At 50.2% G+C, this 14,754-nt stretch carries 11 protein-coding genes and 1 pseudogene; 7 read left to right on the forward strand and 5 right to left on the reverse strand.

Going from position 1 to position 14,754, the window contains the following annotated elements; translation table 11 throughout:
• Positions 1-26 precede the first annotated feature (26 nt).
• Entirely contained in the window at positions 27-2,567 is a 2,541-nt protein-coding gene (locus C1N59_RS21475; RefSeq protein ID WP_394551069.1) for a YbcC family protein, read from the forward strand.
• 331 nt (positions 2,568-2,898) lie between these two features.
• On the opposite strand, the gene C1N59_RS21480 is transcribed toward C1N59_RS21475, so the two are convergent.
• The gene (locus C1N59_RS21480; RefSeq protein ID WP_367144111.1) at positions 2,899-3,099 is read right to left on the reverse strand and encodes a hypothetical protein; all 201 of its coding nucleotides are present in this window, start codon (positions 3,097-3,099) and stop codon (positions 2,899-2,901) included.
• A gap of 117 nt (positions 3,100-3,216) precedes the next feature.
• On the opposite strand from C1N59_RS21480, the gene C1N59_RS21485 reads away from it, so the two are divergent.
• The gene (locus C1N59_RS21485; protein ID WP_033742399.1) at positions 3,217-3,510 is read left to right on the forward strand and encodes a hypothetical protein; all 294 of its coding nucleotides are present in this window, start codon (positions 3,217-3,219) and stop codon (positions 3,508-3,510) included.
• A 655-nt stretch (positions 3,511-4,165) separates the two neighbouring features.
• Positions 4,166-5,245: pseudogene (locus tag C1N59_RS21490) on the forward strand (tyrosine-type recombinase/integrase).
• Between the two features lie 60 nt (positions 5,246-5,305).
• Here the strand turns inward: C1N59_RS21490 and C1N59_RS21495 are convergent.
• Positions 5,306-5,701, reverse strand: coding sequence for an H-NS family histone-like protein (locus tag C1N59_RS21495; RefSeq protein ID WP_006121986.1), 396 nt, complete (start codon positions 5,699-5,701; stop codon positions 5,306-5,308).
• Between the two features lie 1,775 nt (positions 5,702-7,476).
• Between C1N59_RS21495 and C1N59_RS21500 the strand changes: the two genes are divergently transcribed.
• From C1N59_RS21500 to C1N59_RS21510, 3 genes are all read left to right on the forward strand, one after another.
• Positions 7,477-8,037: a non-canonical purine NTP pyrophosphatase gene (locus C1N59_RS21500; RefSeq protein WP_033742402.1), complete on the forward strand. Its 561-nt coding sequence runs from the start codon at positions 7,477-7,479 to the stop codon at positions 8,035-8,037.
• Positions 8,034-8,828: an SIR2 family protein gene (locus tag C1N59_RS21505; RefSeq protein WP_033742404.1), complete on the forward strand. Its 795-nt coding sequence runs from the start codon at positions 8,034-8,036 to the stop codon at positions 8,826-8,828. The genes C1N59_RS21500 and C1N59_RS21505 overlap by 4 nt, the downstream gene beginning before the upstream one ends.
• A 113-nt stretch (positions 8,829-8,941) precedes the next feature.
• Positions 8,942-9,256 (forward strand): YebG family protein, encoded by a 315-nt coding sequence (locus tag C1N59_RS21510; RefSeq protein WP_205954587.1) that lies wholly within the window; start codon positions 8,942-8,944, stop codon positions 9,254-9,256.
• A 349-nt stretch (positions 9,257-9,605) separates the two neighbouring features.
• Here the strand turns inward: C1N59_RS21510 and C1N59_RS21515 are convergent, their stop codons facing one another.
• The gene (locus C1N59_RS21515; RefSeq protein WP_058702524.1) at positions 9,606-9,944 is read right to left on the reverse strand and encodes a cupin domain-containing protein; all 339 of its coding nucleotides are present in this window, start codon (positions 9,942-9,944) and stop codon (positions 9,606-9,608) included.
• A 156-nt stretch (positions 9,945-10,100) separates the two neighbouring features.
• On the opposite strand from C1N59_RS21515, the gene C1N59_RS21520 reads away from it, so the two are divergent.
• Positions 10,101-12,032: a methyl-accepting chemotaxis protein gene (locus C1N59_RS21520; RefSeq protein ID WP_394551072.1), complete on the forward strand. Its 1,932-nt coding sequence runs from the start codon at positions 10,101-10,103 to the stop codon at positions 12,030-12,032.
• A gap of 56 nt (positions 12,033-12,088) precedes the next feature.
• Here C1N59_RS21520 and C1N59_RS21525 read toward each other — a convergent pair whose 3' ends face one another.
• Complete coding sequence (locus C1N59_RS21525; RefSeq protein WP_054687846.1) at positions 12,089-13,363, reverse strand: Glu/Leu/Phe/Val family dehydrogenase; 1,275 nt, start codon at positions 13,361-13,363, stop codon at positions 12,089-12,091.
• 495 nt (positions 13,364-13,858) lie between these two features.
• On the reverse strand, positions 13,859-14,740 hold the full coding sequence (locus C1N59_RS21530; RefSeq protein WP_394551075.1) for a LysR family transcriptional regulator: 882 nt from the start codon (positions 14,738-14,740) through the stop codon (positions 13,859-13,861).
• Positions 14,741-14,754: the final 14 nt, after the last annotated feature.

Genomic DNA, 14,754 nt, shown 5'->3' on the forward strand with positions numbered 1-14,754 from the left:
ACACGAATAAACTGGAGAGCCTACTGATGGATACCTTAGTCAATAACGAAAAAACCGGTTCGGCGAGCCTGACGCAATCGACACAAAACGCCTGTTCCCGGCATGCTGCAATTGAGCAGGCTTGCAGCCAGGCCTGCCAGGCGATTGCACCAACATGGCCGCTGGATCGCGCCATTGCTGTCAACCCTCACTGGTCGCGTATTGGCATGCCGGTACGCAGGGTGGCCGCCCGGATGGCGGTACTCGGCGGTATCCAGGTATTCCCATCGCGCGATCAGCAGTTCCTGGCCTGGCGCGAGGGCCGTATCAGCCTTGCCGATCTCAATCTGGCGCTACATCAGCTGCCCGAAGCACAAGCGACCGGTCTGACGGCTGAACAGTGCCTGGATGCGTTACAGGCAAGAACCTCACCAGTGCAATTGCCGCTGCTAATCGATGTGCTCGACAACGATCCTGATCGGCACCAGAGATTATCCTGGCGGCAGGCTATCACGCACCAGGTTGGTCAAACCTGCGCCGCCTACTTCGATGAAGATCAGGCGAACTGGCAACCTCAGCGACAGGGCTTATATGCCTTCTGGCGGGATACGCTGGGACACGATCAGGGTATCGGTTTTTTAATGGGTCTGCCCCATATCACAAACGCTATCAATGCTTTACCCGATAATGCTACCGATGCGGAGCGTTGGCTTATCGCACGTCTGGGCCTGCCTGAGGCTGTATGGGCGGATTATCTGGAATCGGTACTGCTTACCGTGAATGGGTGGGCTTCCTGGTGTGCCTGTCTGAGCTGGCAGGCGGGACTGGCGGGGGGTAAGGACCCACACCTGCGCGAGTTGCTGACGATTCGCTTAGCCTGGGGCGTAATCCTGTTGGAATGCAAAGATGATGCAGCAACCCGGCACGCGCTTGCTTCGCTTCAGCACGCCTGGAAACAGGCTCACCAGGTGCTGGATGCGGCGGAACAGGCGATGCTGGTTGACGAAGTATGGCAACTGGCGCTGGAGATTGGCTATCAGCGTGAATTGGCGCATCGGCTGGCCTTGGCAAAAGGTCATGGTACGGAACATCAGGCAATCGAAGCTCAGGCTGCTTTCTGCATTGATGTGCGCAGTGAACCGTTGCGCCGTGCGCTTGAGACCGTGAATGCTGGTATACAGACCATCGGTTGTGCAGGATTCTTTGGCCTTCCCGTTGCCTACACACCGCTGGGCACGCAAGCCCGCCGTCCCCAGTTACCCGGCTTACTTGCGCCTTCCCTGGAGGTCGCTGACCGTATCGTGGAGGCGGGTTCGCAATATAAAGCCGATGCGGCACTGCAAAGCCAGGCCAGTCGTTCGCGTCACGCCCGATTTGCCATGGCCGATCAATGGAATGCGATTAGCCGCTGGCCGGGGGCTGCCTTCTCGTTTGTGGAAGCGGTTGGACTGGGCTACTCGGTCAAGCTGGTAAACTGGTTACGCCCGGGCAATAAAGCACGTGCCAGAGATGATCTTGCTGGCTTACCTGCGCGGTTTCGGGAGACGTGCCGCCCACAACTGGTTGGGCTGGATACTGAGGCTAAAGTTAAGCTCGCTGCCGGGGTTCTTCACGCCATGGGCCTGGAACAGCATCTGGCACCTATAGTGCTCCTCGTGGGACATGGCAGCCAGTCAGCTAACAATGCCCACGCAGCGGCACTGGACTGTGGTGCCTGTTGTGGCCAGACCGGTGAAGTGAATGCACGCAGCCTGGCGCAATTGCTTAACGAACCACAGGTTCGCCAGGGGCTGCAAGCGCAAGGAACAGTGATTCCGGACTCTACGGCGTTTGTGGCCGCCCTGCATAACACCACTACCGATGAAATCGAGTGGTTTGATCTCGATTTGTTGCCGCAAAGTGCGCGCGCCCGCTGTGAGCGATTGCAACCGATTTTTAATCAAGCCAGTGATCAGGTCCGCCGCGAGCGGGCACCCGCCCTTAAGCTGGACCCGCGTGCGCCCGAAGATGTGTTGCTCGGACAACTACGCCGTCGCGCTAATGACGGGGCACAAACCCGTCCCGAATGGGGTCTTTCGGGCAACGCAGCCTTTCTTATTGCCCCTCGTCACAGAAGTCGTGGCGTAGTCCTGGGCGGGCGCAGCTTTCTGCATGACTACGATGCGAGTCAGGATAGTGATGGTAGTTTACTGGAAGGCCTGATGACCGCACCCATGCTGGTCACACACTGGATTAACTGGCAGTACCACGCGTCAACATGCGATCCGCAAAGGATGGGGAGCGGTAATAAGGTGCTGCACAACGTAGTGGGCGGGCGTATCGGTGTCTTTGAGGGCAATGGCGGCGATCTGCGGATCGGTTTATCACGTCAGTCGCTCCATGACGGCGAGCACTGGATGCACGAGCCGTTGCGCCTGACCGTTGTTATCGACGCGCCGCAAAGCGCCATTGACACAGTGATTAGTAAGCATGAGGTTATCCGGAAACTGCTCGATAACGGCTGGCTCCATCTCTGGCGCTTTGAAGAGGCCGGTCTGGCACGCTATGCACAGGGTAACTGGCTTTCACTGAATCTGGAGAGTCTATAAGAACGCCTGTGTGCTAAGGCCTTCGCTGAAAAAATGAAGCGACTGTCTGCCAGACCAAAAAAGTTACAGTGTAACTAATAAGTGATTTTTTTATTCTGTACAAAGGGGCAGTTGTCCCTTTTTTACAGACATAAAAATCGTTCCAGCCATTTTCAGGATAACGCGAGCAGGCCAGTTAACGGCCTGCATTTTTTTTCCGGTAAGCTGGCGTTCAGCATGACGTGGCGATCAATCCTATATTGCACACGAAATTGAATGGGTGTTTTAAAGGGTGATTTCTGGCTAACCACCTGAAAAATAGGGATTTATCGATGTCATTCAGGCGGCAGAATTAACGACTGTCGTCAGGGTGAACAAGCGAGTCGTCCACATGCAGCACGGCCATATCCGTCACCTTCAGCCTTTGTCTTGCGGTGGCGAAAGAGGAAATCGTATTGACAGAGAGCAGCGGTAATTCATCACGCAACGTTTTTAATAATGTCGACATGCCAGTACGGAATTTTAGTACGCCATCGGGCGGTATGTAGGCCATAATACGCATTCGGACATTTATTGCAGTGAATGCTTATTTTGCCGATATCATAATAGTACAACCCTTGTAACACAGCGCGATGCAACGCATGTCAACCTCATCTCCCGGAACAACGTAATGCGATCACTAATTATCATGGGCCTGGTGTGGGTTCTTGCTGCATGTTCTAACTCTGTGGGACACAATTTCGATACGGCGACTATTCAGAAGATTAAACCCGGTCAGACGACACGTGCAGAGCTCATTCGTATGTTTGGACCGCCTGATACAGAATCACCTTATCCCAACGGGCAGCAGGTCATGATGTGGAAATACAGTCAGGCCAGGGCTCTGGATACATCGGCGGGAAAGACGCTGACTGTGCAAACTCAAAATGGACGAGTTTTTAACTATACGTTTAGCAAGAGCTGAAGCGGCTGGTGTTACGCGCAATTGTCTCATTTTCAATGTTAGAGTGCAGTGCCGCTGTATCAAATGCATTCTGACCACATGGTCAACCCGAGAGTGCCTTCTTATCGATAATCTCTCCCGTAGCCCGAGCCAGGTATTGCAGAGATCTTGCTGGCGGTGCGCCTCATAATTTATGGCAGGGGGCGTACTCATGAAGCGGTAGCACGACGATCAGAATCCCGTAATTTATCTGCGCCTCCTGATATTGGTGAAGCTGTCTCACTTGCTATTACAGCGCCTGTTCATCTGAACGTGCGCAGAGGTTTCCTGCCCGGATCTCCGTACAGCGAATAGCTGTCAAATGCACAAAACGCATCGCGGAATTTTTGACCGCATACTTTTCAGTTAGCTGACGTATCCCATTCATCGTCTTTATCTCCTGAGAAAGCGCCGTTGTGGAAATAATCCATCATTTATCGCGTTGTTCTCTGCGGGTTTATTAACCAATCCTTTTAAAAATAATGAGAGTCTTTTCCTTAATGACTTTCTTAAAAAGCGTACAGCGCTACCATTGTGACTCCAGACTTAACAGGTCTGGAGTCACAGGCTGTTGGAAGGTAGAATCTGGCCGACAGTTTTACGATCAGGAGAGGCAGTGGCAGAAATTTTGACAGAAATGACATCGCCGCATGTGGGCCGTCACGTCATGTGTTGGCTCAATCAGATCAGACATGCTTCCTTGTCTGATCTGGATAATTTTGGCGACGAAGGAACAGTGGAGCAGGTTATCCGCGTGTGGGTAAAACTGTCGTTGCTTGTCACCCGACGTCGTCCCGAAATTGCCATATCATCACTACTCAGGCATGTGTTGCCGAATATTGGCACTTTACCGCTAAAAAACCTGACGCGTTTACGATTAAACAGGCTCTATAACGTCCTGATTTCTGAAGGTAAAAAAGAGGAAGCCCGGCGCGTTTTTGCTCTGACTAAACAGTTTTTGTCCTGGGCCGAAATGCAGGGTTACCTGGCGCATTCGCCCGTGGCTTCACTGAGGAAACGTGATATTGCGGGCCGTGCGTCACCTCCACGAAGCCGGCAACTGTCAGACGCGGAGATTTGGGTTTTCTGGCATGGTCTGGATAACTGGTCGCTGTCAGAACAGGTACGCTGGGCCTTACGTCTGTGTCTGGTCAGTGCCCGTCGGCCTGACGAAGTTGTTCAGGCGCGGAAATCAGAATTTAATCTGCAATCCGGATTATAGAAGCAGGGAACACGTAACAAGTCCCAGCGCGAACATACTTTACCCATTTCAGCGTTAATGCGCCGTTGTATTGAGGCCTTAATTGCTGCCAGCGATCCGGCTTCTCCCTGGCTCGTACCTGCGCCGCGTGATGTCATGCAGCCGCTTTCGAAAGGTGCGCTGAATCAGGCACTACGCCGGATGTTGCGTGCGCCTCGGGGATTAGGGCTGGAACCTTTCACGCCGCGTGATTTACGTCGAACGGCACGTTCGAAACTCGCCGCGCTGGACACGCCAAACGATGTGGCAAGAAAAATTATGAATCATGCATTAGAGGGAATCGATCGGGTTTACGATACGCATGATTATGTTGTGCAAATGCGGACTGCGCTGGAGCGGTATTCAGAAACGGTTGAGCGTATTACTGAAAGCGACAGCTACCATCATCTCCCTCATCGGTATGAGAATGAGACGCTACAATTAGCCAGTTCATCAATAATGATGATGAGCAGATAATCTCTTAAAACAATGTTTCCAATAAAATGCGCGGTATCGAAATCAATACCGCGCATTTTGTCAGATCAGGAAATCGTCAAGCGAACCGCCAGCGTCCAGCGCCTTTTTAATTGGCGATGGTGTACGGCCCTGGCCTGTCCACGATTTAGTTTCACCGTTTTCATCGGTATAGCGATATTTAGCAGGGCGAGGTGCGCGCTTAGCTTTTGTTTTTGTCTCTGTGGGCAAATCAACCAGTTCAGAAATATCAATGCCGTCATTCATCAGCATTTCTTTATACTTAGCTAACTTATCTGCTTTCTCGCGCAGCATAGCTTGCTCAGCTTCTTCTTCTTCACGGCGTTCAGCGACAACGACAGAAAGCTTTTCGAGCATTTCATTTAACACATCAAGCTCAATTTCCCGGGCTTGTGCGCGTAGAATACGAAGGTTATTTAATGCTTTGAGCGCATCCATTGGTTAATCCTTAAATTACAGCGAATATTTAAACAGGGTCATTCTACGAAAAATAATCAAGGAAAGAAATATCTCTTCTGTCTGAAATGTACAAATTTGTTACCGCTTAGGATTATTACGGCATTTTAAACGCATTAAACATACATAAAATTTAAATGCCAGACGCATTGTCAGCGCCTTTTTCGTTGAGGTCCAGGTGATAAACGGTAGCATATTACGGTGACGTATTGAAAATAACGCCCATTTATTTACTTAAAAAAGCAATAAAAATCAGTATGTAATGTATTTCCTCCTTACCAGTTACAGGGATATTACGGCATAATAAAGTCGCTTCATTCCAGCGCAGGTAAATGATAACGTCAGGTTAATAATTCCCCATGATAAATTGTCCTTATCTTCATTCTGCCCCAAAATGGTTGTGTCTTAATCGCCGGATAATGCGTTAACCGTCTTGTTCATTCCTGTTCACGGGATTAGTTTTTGTGAAGCCAGACGATTACTGAAGTCTGCAACTTTTCTTACAGGACAAATCCTTCTTTTAACACGGTTAGTCAGCGCAATATAGATTGCTATGATGGATAACATTGTGGGTACGCGCGCCTGTCTGCCTTAAGGTTTAATCACACATTTCGTGCTGTAAAGCAGAGCTATAAGCGGAGCGTTGACAACTGACGGCAAGAATAAAAACGGGTAGCTAATATCATCCTGATGGCCTCTCTCCGTCACTGTACTTAAAGCCAGTCGGGAGGTTATCGTCGCTATAAGAATTTATCCGATCTACAACATTTATATGGCCGCGGACGTGATGCCATTTGCTCATGAAAACACAACGTATTGCTGCCATTAGATTCTTGCACTTTTCGCTAAGGCAGATATTGTCATCTTTTCCGCTATGGGATGCTTTTCATTCCACGTCTGAAAAGTGAGTCGCTCTGTCTGACAGAATAACGTGCAGGGGGTTTCTGGAACCATTCAAAACCGCTTTTCACAAAAACATGCGTAGTGCGGCGTCTTTATCATTTTCCTCAGGATGAATTTTGAAATGCCGGAAGGGTGAACAGTCGGTGTGAAGGGCGGCACTGGTCTGCACATGCCGTACATTAGCAATAAAAGATATAAACGTTCATCGCTGCCGTTTGCAAAACCGCTTTGCCACCGATAAATACACAGGTCCTTGTCAGGGCGTCACGTCCCACTTTCTTCCCGATTCTTTTATACAGTCTCGCCAGAGCACTCTCTGCCAGTGAAAGACAGGTTCAGCCCCTGACGAGTGATGCGGCTTTGACGAACGGAACAGAGAGCGCAGGATAAACGGCTTATGCTATGCGTAATATTTTCGATTCATCTGTCAGGCACTGGATGGAAAATAAAACGTTAGTGACTTGATACTGTCAGTACTATGATGACGCCTGCATCAGTCTGGCTGGCGAACAGAGCCCCTGAAAGAACTTCGCGGCCGGTTTCTCTGTGGCTTACGGTATTTCCGCGCTTTGGAAAGGTGCAAAAACGCAGACGATGCGCAAAAGATTGTGTGTCTTTAAATAGCCAATGCAGCGGGTGCTTATTAAACGGAGCGGTGTTTTACATCATGCCTTATTCGGACTTATTCACGTCCTGCGTTGTTCTGTTTTATCCGCTCTACTCTGTAACCCCGCGTTTTGCGCAAATGTTCACGCCAGAAAGGCGCGAATTTGCGCTACACTCACCAGCGATAACCTCTTGTTCTGTCTCAATGATAAATTTGACTGAGGCAGCGTAATCAACGTGGAAGAAGCATGAAAATCAGATTCCTTTCGGCCAATGAGCAAAAACTGGCGGAGGTCCGCGGAATACTGGAACCTGTGGGCGTGGACGTCGTACCCATCGCGCGTCGCATTGAAGAAATTCAAACGGAAAATGAACTGGATTTAGTGCGAGATAAACTGACGAAGGCCTTCTCTATTATCGGACGTCCGCTTTTTGTTGAGCACACCGGGCTGTATCTGGATGGCCTGAATGGTTTGCCTGCGGGGCTGACGCGTATTTTCTGGAATCGCCTCGGTGCCGATCGCTTTGCATCGCTGGTACAGGGCCTCGACAGTCAGGGTGTAACCGCCAAAACCGTACTGGGTTATTGCGACGGACGCAAAATGTACCAGTTTTTCGGCGAATTGCGCGGCACTATTGCACCTGAACCTGCCGGTCCCCATGGATTCCAGTGGGACTGTATCTTTATTCCCGAAGGATACGATCAAACCTTCGCTGAGATGGGCGAGAAGAAAAACGAAATTTCCAACCGTCGCATTGCGCTGGATCGTTTTGCTGCCTTTTTAAAAACTGCACGAGGCGTGGCATGAAACCTGAGCTCAAACGCGCATACGATTCCGGCAAGCTCATTCTGTTTGCCGGAGCCGGTCTTTCCCGTAATCTCGGCCTGCCTGAATGGCATGAGCTTATCGCTCATCTGGCTAATGAACTGGGGTACGATCCGAAAATTTTTAATACTTACGGTACGCACCTCTCTCTGGCTGAGTACTACAAGCAGAAAAAAGGTTCGTTAGGACCGTTACGAAGCTGGATGGATCGCGAATGGCACCGGCCTGATATTGATGTCCGCAGCTCTGAAATTCATACCATGATCACTCAGGGCAACTTTTCACGCATCTATACCACGAATTACGATCGGTGGCTGGAAGCCGCGCATGAGGCCCATGGCGTGCCTTATTCAAAAGTGGCGAATGCAGCCGATCTGGTTTCACTCACCGAAGATAAACGTCATATCATCAAACTTCATGGCGACTTTGATGACGATACTTCTATCGTACTGGATGAAAGCAGCTACTTTGAACGCCTCTATTTTGATTCGCCGTTAGATATCAAGCTGACCCATGATGTCATGGGCAATTCGGTTTTGTTTGTTGGCTACAGCATCAGTGATTTTAATATTCGTCTGCTCTTCTATCGGCTGACAAAAATGTGGGGGCGCACAGGCCTGGCAACCGCCCGACCCAAATCTTACCTTTTTACCAATCGCAATAACCCGGTGGCAAAAGAAGTATTGGGGCAATGGGGAATCGAAATGATCGTGTCGGAAGAGGACGATCCCCGTAAAGCGCTGGCTGAGTTTATGGAAGAATTACTGGCCTGATGCACACCGAATGGCGTAAGCAGGGCAGGTTTAACCGTTGTGTCTTTTCTTCACTGGAAAACGTCGCCGACTGTGTTATACTGTATAAATAAACAGTATGTGAGGGCAATAAAATGGCTGTCGAAACCAAATTTGTAGTAGTCAGAAAGGGTGAAGAGAAGATGACATTTGCCAATAAGAAAGAGGCCGATGCCTACGACAAAATGCTGGATATGGCAGAGGCGTTCACCGACTGGTTACTGGCACACCAGGCCGATATGGACGAATCGCAGGCTGAAACCTTAGGGTTGTTGCTGGCAGAGCAAAAAGACGCGGTACAGCATATTCTTCGCACCAGCAAATTACCTGGCACGGCGCAAAATGTGTCAGAAACAGCTGACGCGACTGTGCAAAGTGAGAAAAAAGTCCGCGCCGTTAAAGCGGCCTGATGGTTCATTCCTGGCAGTTCATTACCTGTGAACTGCCTGCCTGTTATCCCGCACAACGCTCTCCCCATAACGCTTCGCGCGCACTGACTGGTTTACGCCGTGCTTGCCTGCATTACGATCAGCCAGTCAAATGTGTGATGGCAAAAGCGTAGTGATGGAGATATCTGGCAAGCCAGCCAAAACAAAGCGCAGAGCTGTGAAGCCAGCCAGTATGATTCCACATGAATAAGTCCGGTTTTAATCCCGCCAAAAAAGAGGGCACAAACTGACATATTTTTTCCGCCCGTTTATTGTTTCAGGTCAAAATCATCGCGATAAGTTACCAAAATTTCACTTTCCCGCCCGGTGTTCAGACGACATCATGACGATCGCCACGCGTTGTGGGATGAGAAATGACTAAAAAAGTGACGCTGTTATCGCTGATATTGCGAGCCTGATGTTTTGCGCCGGGGGGAATTTCAATTCCCTGTTGCGTCTGTAGATGATGCACCACACCTTCCACCTCAAGGCTGAGCTGGCCTTCCAGCACAAAAAAGAACTGCCGCGATCGCACATGATAATGCCGTATTTCATGTGTTGCAGGCGGCATCTGCTCATAAATAATGCTCAGATCGTGTCTTTTAAGCAGATGCCAACCCTCACACTGCTCACCCCAGAAATAATGTTCTGCGTTCTCTTTCGAAATCATGCGCTTTCCCCCTGATGATGAACGTTGTGATTAAGGTCTGACTTGAGTCATGAGAATTAAAGTTCGTTTATTGAGCGCCGATAGATCCTTAAGGAACATAAAAGCGTCTGTCTGGCAGGGAAGTCAATTAAGCCGATCGATTTCAGGGGAATCCGCATGACTTCTCAACCCGCAAAAAAAACACTGACCACCCGCACCCAGATGCTGCTTGCCGGTGGCCTGACTATTACGCTTGGTTTTACCGTCACTATTGGCGTCCTGAGCTGGCAATCGGCAAAAGAGCAAAAAAACTTAGCGGAAAATTATCTTCAACAGATTGCACAAAGTCGCGGCCTGCAGATTCAGCAAGAGCTGAATTACGCGCGCGATATGGCACACAGCCTTGGCCAAAGCCTGATTGCCTTACCAAAAGCGGGCGTTAATGACCGGAAAATTGCCGACAAAATTATGGAGTATTCCCTCAGGGCCAACCCTGACTATCTCTCTATGTCCGTGATTTTTGAACCTGACGCGTTTGACGGTCGCGATGCGGAGTTTGTTGGTCAGAAAGGACAGCCACCTCAGGGCCGCTATGCCTGGTTTGTTGACCGCGATCAGTCCGGCAACTATGCCATGCATCCGCTGCTCTCCTATTTGACGCCTGGCCAGGGGGATTATTATCTTGTCCCTCAACAGTCGCGTAAAGATACCCTGATAGAGCCCTACAGCTACCCGTACAACGGCGTGCCAACCTTACTGACCTCGGTTGCCTCACCCATTATCGATCAAGGCAAGCTCATGGCGGTGGTCACATCGGATATTTCGCTTGCGTCATTACAGCAAAAAGTGAACCAGATAAAACCCTGGCAGGATACGGGTTATGCGCTGTTGCTTTCGAACAGTGGCAAAGTGGTATCTTCACCTGTTAAAAATGACGCCGGTAAGGAATGGAAAGGCGACAAAGACAATTTTACCCGTCAGATCGTCGAACATGATGATCCGGTGTTGGGTGAAAGAGCCATGTACACCTGGTATCCGGTGGTGATAGGCAACAGCGATAAGCCCTGGTATGTGGGAATTGTCGCCCCTGTCAGCCAGGTCATGGCCGCCGCAAACCGCCAGCTCTATTGGGCTATCGGTTTAATGCTTGTGAGCATCCTGCTGGTAGGTGCCGTACTGGGGTTATTATTTAATCGCAAAGTAATGCGCCCGCTTGGTGGCGAACCTGCAGAAGCAGCCCGCATCGCGCTGGCCGTTGCGGAAGGCAAACTCAGCAATGATATTAAGGTCGCGCACGGTGACAACGCCAGCCTGTTTTACGCCCTGCACACCATGCAGAGCCAGTTGCAATCCATTGTGGGCCAGATTAAAGATGCCAGCGCGTCTGTCAGAGAGGGGGCCAGTGAGATAGCCAGCGGCAACCTGGATTTAGCCTCGCGCACCGAACAACAAGCGGCAGCACTGGAAGAGACAGCAGCCAGCATGGAACAAATCAGCGCCACGGTTCGCCTGAACGCGGATAACGCCCAGCAGGCTACGCACCTGACCGGAAATGCGACCACTATTGCCAGCCGGGGTGAAAACCTGGTGGGCCAGGTGGTACAGACCATGTCGCAAATCGATGACAGCTCAAAGAAAATTGGCGATATCACCACCATGATCAACAGCATTGCCTTCCAGACCAATATCCTGGCGCTCAACGCAGCCGTCGAGGCGGCCAGGGCGGGCGAGCAGGGGCGCGGATTTGCGGTAGTGGCCTCTGAGGTCAGAAACCTGGCGCAACGCAGTGCCGGTGCGGTCAAAGACATTGCCGCGCTTATTGAGGAGTCCAGTGCCCGGGTACAAAGCGGCGTCACGCTGGTCAATGAGGCAGGCAAAACGATGCATGAAATGACCCAGGCTGTCTCCTCTGTACAAAGTATCATCAACGAAATCGTTGCCGCGTCAGATGAACAGGCGCGAGGAATTAGTCAGGTGACGATTGCGGTAAATGAAATGGACGGAACAACGCAGCAAAACGCGGCTTTGGTGCAACAAATGTCGGCGGCAGCCAGTTCGCTTGAAGATCAGGCGCAACAGCTGGCCCAGACGGTGCAGCAATTCCGTTAAGCGAAAGCCGCTGAATAAAAACAACCCGCGCACATCGCGGGTTGTTTTTTACTGGCTTAGCCCGGATAGATACCGCGATCTTTACGGGCCATCAGAATACGCTCACAGGCAACGATATAGGCAGCGGTGCGCAGAGAGCAGTCTTTCTCTTTGGCTTTTTCCCAAACGTGGATCATGGCTTCAGTCATGATTTTATCAGACCGTTTATTAATCTCGTCTTCACTCCAGAAGAAACTGGCCATATCCTGCACCCATTCGAAGTAACTGACCGTCACACCGCCGGCGTTACAGATAACGTCTGGGACCACAATCACGCCACGGTTTGCCAGCACATCGTCAGCATCGGGATAGGTAGGACCGTTGGCACCTTCAAGTACCAGTTTACAGCTCAGGGTCTCAGCGCGTTCACGGGTAATCTGACCTTCAAGGGCTGCCGGAATGAGAATATCCATTTCCGTGTGCCAGAAGGCCTCTTTATCAATGCTTTGTGCGCCTTTGAAGCCAGCAATCTGTTTATTTTCGGCCTGCCATTGCGTCAGTGCATCCATATCAATACCGTCGGCATTGAACAGGGTAGCGGTATGATCCTGAATCACCACGACGCGTGCGCCAGCCTGGCTGAACAGACGTGCCGCTTCACTGCCAACGTTACCGAAACCCTGAACGGCGACGCGCGCACCTTCAATCTCAATACCGGCACGGCGCGCCACTTCGCGACCTGTAACAAAAACGCCGCGACCGGTGGCTTTTTCGCGACCCAGCGATCCACCCAGGTGAATAGGTTTACCTGTCACGACGCCCGTCACGGTGGTGCCCAGATTCATGGAGTAGGTATCCATCATCCAGGCCATAACTTTACCGTTGGTACCGACATCGGGTGCCGGAATGTCTTTTTGTGGACCGATGATGATACCAATTTCGCTGGTATAGCGGCGGGTTAAACGCTCAAGCTCACCTTCAGACAATTTGAAGGGATCTACACGAATCCCGCCTTTAGCACCACCATAAGGCAGGTTCACAGCGGCACATTTGATGGTCATCCAGGCGGAGAGTGCCATGACTTCATTCAGGTCAACATCCGGATGATAGCGGATTCCGCCTTTGCCGGGGCCGCGTGACAGATTATGTTGAACACGGTAACCCTCAAAATGACGAATCGTACCGTCATCCATTTGCAAAGGAATATCAACGATTAAGGCACGTTTAGGATGACGTAACGTATCGATCCAGCGAGAGAGATCGCCCAAATAAGGGGCAACGCGATCGATTTGTTGAAGGTAGGTAGACCAGGCGGATGTACTACTGTCAGACGCGTAAGATAACTTATCCATACAAAACCTTTCTTATCGACGTTATTTATTGTGTTGAGCCGTGGAAACAACACGCTTTCAGCGCATGTATAATTTATCACTGCCAGAAAAAATATGATGTCGGCCCGGCACGCATTATCGCTATGCTATTTCGATTAACGCTGAATAAGAGTGAATAATAGTGCAGATAAACCGGGTAAAATCCCTGCGCTGGTTGCATAAGAAATGCATAAAAGGTGCATAAACTAAAAAATCAGCCATTTATCAGTTCTTTGAGAAGGTTCAAAAAGTTAATTAAATGTTAGAAATGGCATTGACTTTTTTGCACCAATGTGGTGCATTAATTCAGCTAATGTGAAAGAAAATTTCATTTATGTGAAAACACAAAGGCAACATGAAATAGCCCCGGTGACGCATCAGGGGAATATATTCGCAGCGCTTATTTCCCCTTTTCATACTGCATCTTTTATTTTTCCCGCTTCGTTTCTGCCACCGAAAGGAGTGAACGGTGAGTGTTTAACGCGCAGGAATGAGTGCTAATAAATGGTTCACGGCCTTGGACGCATTATTACGCCGCCAGGCAAAAGCGACATCCGTAAAGAGCGTATTCTCTGCAATGTCACGAAAGCAAATGTGGGGATTCTGTACGCAAATCATGGATTCAGGGATCAGCGCAATCCCGCAGCCCGCGCTGACCATCCCCAGCGAAGAGCTGATTTGCGGGGCCTGCTGGAAAGAGGAAGACGAAAAACCTGCCCGTAAACAGGCACTGACAATGAGTTCATACAAACTGGGCGAAACTTCACGTGGAAAAATAATCAACGTTTCGTCTGCCAACTCACTTAGCGCAATGGCCGTTTTATGTTTCAGATGATGGTCGGCAGGCAGTGCCAACACCATCCGCTCGGTCGAAATAACCCGCAAATTAAATGACCGACTGCTTTCACAGGGTAAACGAATAAACGCCGCGTCCAGTAGTCCTTCCTGAAGATCCTGTATCAGTAAAGACATGTTTTCTTCGCGGGTCATTAATTCCAGTGCAGGATAGCGGGCTTTAAAGTGCCGAATGATTTCGAACACACGAGGATTAAACGCCACCGAACTCGCAAAACCTAATGACATTTTTCCGCTCATCCCACGGGCAACGCCTCTGGCTTTCTCCAGGGCATAATCGGCCAGCTGAACAATTTCAATCGCGTCTGTAAGAAAAGTCTTTCCAGCCTCTGTCAGTTCCACACCACGTGTCAGCCGCTTCAACAGCGGGGTACCAATTTCATGCTCCAGGCGCTGAATTTGTTGACTCAGCGGCGGCTGCGAAATGCCCAGTAGTTCAGCCGCTCGGGTGAAGTGTTGAGTCTGTGCGACCGCAACAAAATAACGTAGATGGCGCAGTTCCATATTAAAAACGTCTC

The sequence above is a fragment of the Pantoea sp. SGAir0183 genome (assembly GCF_043545505.1).

Excerpts from the sequence above, each read along its gene's own strand:
- C1N59_RS21510 (WP_205954587.1), top strand. The coding sequence starts at position 8,942 with ATGGCTGTCGAAACCAAATTTGTAGTAGTCAGAAAGGGTGAAGAGAAG.
- C1N59_RS21515 (WP_058702524.1), bottom strand. The coding sequence starts at position 9,944 with ATGATTTCGAAAGAGAACGCAGAACATTATTTCTGGGGTGAGCAGTGT.
- C1N59_RS21485 (WP_033742399.1), top strand. The coding sequence starts at position 3,217 with ATGCGATCACTAATTATCATGGGCCTGGTGTGGGTTCTTGCTGCATGT.
- C1N59_RS21520 (WP_394551072.1), top strand. The coding sequence starts at position 10,101 with ATGACTTCTCAACCCGCAAAAAAAACACTGACCACCCGCACCCAGATG.
- C1N59_RS21475 (WP_394551069.1), top strand. The coding sequence starts at position 27 with ATGGATACCTTAGTCAATAACGAAAAAACCGGTTCGGCGAGCCTGACG.
- C1N59_RS21525 (WP_054687846.1), bottom strand. The coding sequence starts at position 13,363 with ATGGATAAGTTATCTTACGCGTCTGACAGTAGTACATCCGCCTGGTCT.
- C1N59_RS21505 (WP_033742404.1), top strand. The coding sequence starts at position 8,034 with ATGAAACCTGAGCTCAAACGCGCATACGATTCCGGCAAGCTCATTCTG.
- C1N59_RS21530 (WP_394551075.1), bottom strand. The coding sequence starts at position 14,740 with ATGGAACTGCGCCATCTACGTTATTTTGTTGCGGTCGCACAGACTCAA.
- C1N59_RS21495 (WP_006121986.1), bottom strand. The coding sequence starts at position 5,701 with ATGGATGCGCTCAAAGCATTAAATAACCTTCGTATTCTACGCGCACAA.
- C1N59_RS21480 (WP_367144111.1), bottom strand. The coding sequence starts at position 3,099 with ATGGCCTACATACCGCCCGATGGCGTACTAAAATTCCGTACTGGCATG.
- C1N59_RS21500 (WP_033742402.1), top strand. The coding sequence starts at position 7,477 with ATGAAAATCAGATTCCTTTCGGCCAATGAGCAAAAACTGGCGGAGGTC.